Source organism: Paenibacillus profundus (assembly GCF_021369635.1).
GTDB lineage: Bacteria > Bacillota > Bacilli > Paenibacillales > Paenibacillaceae > Paenibacillus_B > Paenibacillus_B profundus.
On the sequence record NZ_JAJNBZ010000083.1, the window covers coordinates 1 to 2,408 of the forward strand.

At 39.9% G+C, this 2,408-nt stretch carries 2 protein-coding genes; one reads left to right on the forward strand and one right to left on the reverse strand.

Annotated elements, in window-relative coordinates:
- Nucleotides 1–108 precede the first annotated feature (108 nt).
- A complete protein-coding gene (locus tag LQV63_RS31130; RefSeq protein ID WP_325175950.1) occupies nucleotides 109–1,182 on the reverse strand; it encodes a phosphotransferase enzyme family protein in 1,074 nt (357 codons plus the stop codon).
- Between the two features lie 366 nt (nucleotides 1,183–1,548).
- On the opposite strand from LQV63_RS31130, the gene LQV63_RS31135 reads away from it, so the two are divergent.
- Nucleotides 1,549–2,025: a hypothetical protein gene (locus tag LQV63_RS31135; protein WP_233699637.1), complete on the forward strand. Its 477-nt coding sequence runs from the start codon at nucleotides 1,549–1,551 to the stop codon at nucleotides 2,023–2,025.
- Nucleotides 2,026–2,408: the final 383 nt, after the last annotated feature.

A 2,408-nucleotide genomic window follows, 5' to 3' on the forward strand; every position in this document is an offset into this window, starting at 1 on the left:
AGTCTTTTTGTTTCTCAAATCTCATATTTCTTCATTATAGGAATGCTGCCCGTTTGTTCAGCGAAAAACAAAGCCGGCCCCAATGAGCCGGCTGTTCACAATTTCAATCTACATATTTCGTCCCTCATACTGAAAAGGTTCTTCACACGAATAAATCTCATGGAAAAATCCCTTATACGGGATATCGTCTTCCATGCATTTTATGCGATACGACAGCTCCTCATCACACTCCGGCTCTTCGCCGTTGTTTCGCATACACTCGAATGCGTCTACAATATTTTCCATGACACACACCTGAATAAATAAAGGTAACTGATCCAACATCGAATCTTCAAGATTGGTCTCGGATCTGTAACCCGCGAGAACGGTTTCAAAATAATCATCCATAAACGTTTTACGTTTACCGGCGTCTGGTTCAAATTGTATCCAGCCCACTCCGATTCCCCAGATACTGGCCAAGTCAAACATATACCAACCAAAACATGAATTATCGAAATCATATACCGTTATTTGCCCGGTATCAAAATCTATCGAATAATTCCCATCGTTGTAATCAAAATGGAGCATACCGAAAGACTCACGGTTCGTATCCAATCCTTCTAAGGTATTAAGGAGCTCTACCAGCTTCTTCTTAAGCAGAGAGAGGGAGTCGGGTATCAGTTTATTGATATATTCGGCATTGAATTTGTCAAAAAAGCTATACCGACGTTGGACAGGAGTATACCCTTTCGATATGTGGTGCAGTTTCCCCAGGACTTTACCGCAGTTATAAAAATATTCGGAAAGAGGAACTCCTTCCCGGTACCGATAACGATTTTCCACAAGCAATTTTCCCTTGGCCTTTTCGAACAGGCAGATATATAAGGTATGATTATTATGCGTGATCTCTTCCAGCAGATTCCCCTTTTGGGAGCTGACTACATTCGAGACACTTCCGCCATGCTCAAATAAATACCTGATATACTCCACTTCGGCCATAAAATCTTCCCGGTCCCTGTCAGGTAAGAAGGCGATTCTAAGTATTTTAGCGTCGGCTCCGTCTTTCTCACAGGTATATACGACATTCCGCCCTCCGTCATGTGCCGGAATAAGCTGGATTTCATAGCCTTCTAATCCGAACAACTCCGTTACCACTGGAAGTAAATAGGTATCGCCGATTGAAACAACATCGTTATAAGTCATTACATCTTCTTTAGTTCGCAATATTTCTGAGCACCTTCCTTTGTAAATATTCATCATTACGCTACAAATTGACCTAATTGATAATCACCTTGTTTAACATCGATACGTCACTCCTTCCAACATTTACTAACCCACATTCTACCTAAAAATCCCATCTACAGTCTAGAGGGATTTTCTATCTAACAAAATTCAATTTTCAAGTTAAGGGTCTCTCACTCCAATAATAAACCAGTGGTAGTCTTTGACTGCCTGGTTTATAGAACTAACGTTCCTTGTTAGCCGAATCAGCAACTAGTGCTTATCTTGTAACTCTGGATAGATGACCAGTATATAATATTACATCTGTTAGCGGAAGGTTTATTAAAAATGCATAATGGATTGAGCGGATATCATCGTCAGAATTCTCATATCCATCCGTATTTAGATCAAATTTTAGCGAATTGGCCTGAGGAACAAAAAAATACGATTTATTTGTTAATCAATAAATATGGTTTACCAAATGATGCATGCATGACAAAAATTACGTGGTATTTAGCACAAACCATTGATTATAGAGTCCCTGTTCAATCTTTTGGTGCCATAGCACAGTTTGATGGCAGCTTGTATCCAGATCGTACGGCTGGTGAAGCTACAGCTAAATGCGATCAAGAAGCGGCGAATTTTATGGCTTTAAACTTGATGAACGACATCGTTACTGGCAAGCAAACCGCAGAAGATGCACGTCGAGCTGCAGTTGAGATTGAAAAAGCTTTTCGATTGCATGGTCAATATTCACCTTACACCACAGGATTCCTATTTCCAAAACAATCGAATACAGCTGATCCCGATGTAGCTGTTTTCTAAGTGATATATCTTATCCAAATTGAAATCCGTCAGGCCCACACGCTTCTCCTCTGATAATTTTCATGATCTTCGATAGCAAGTTATTATCAAGCGTACCGCGGTAAAGGGTACGTTAATTCGTGCTACTTACTGGCTCAAAATAAAAATAGCGGCAGTCTTGGACTGGAAAATAAAGTCCTTTACTGCCGCTGGTTTATTATTGAACAAGTGGTGATGCCATCAGCCACGTATCATTTTCATATTTAATGCTTATGGTCAAATTTTCAGACGGGTAGTCTAGTGTTATCTTATCTAACTTAATTTCCGCAACATTATCTCTTTGTTCCTTTAGAGCGTGTCTTCAAACCTAATTTAGCCATAAAAGAATAGAGGCCAGCGATAAA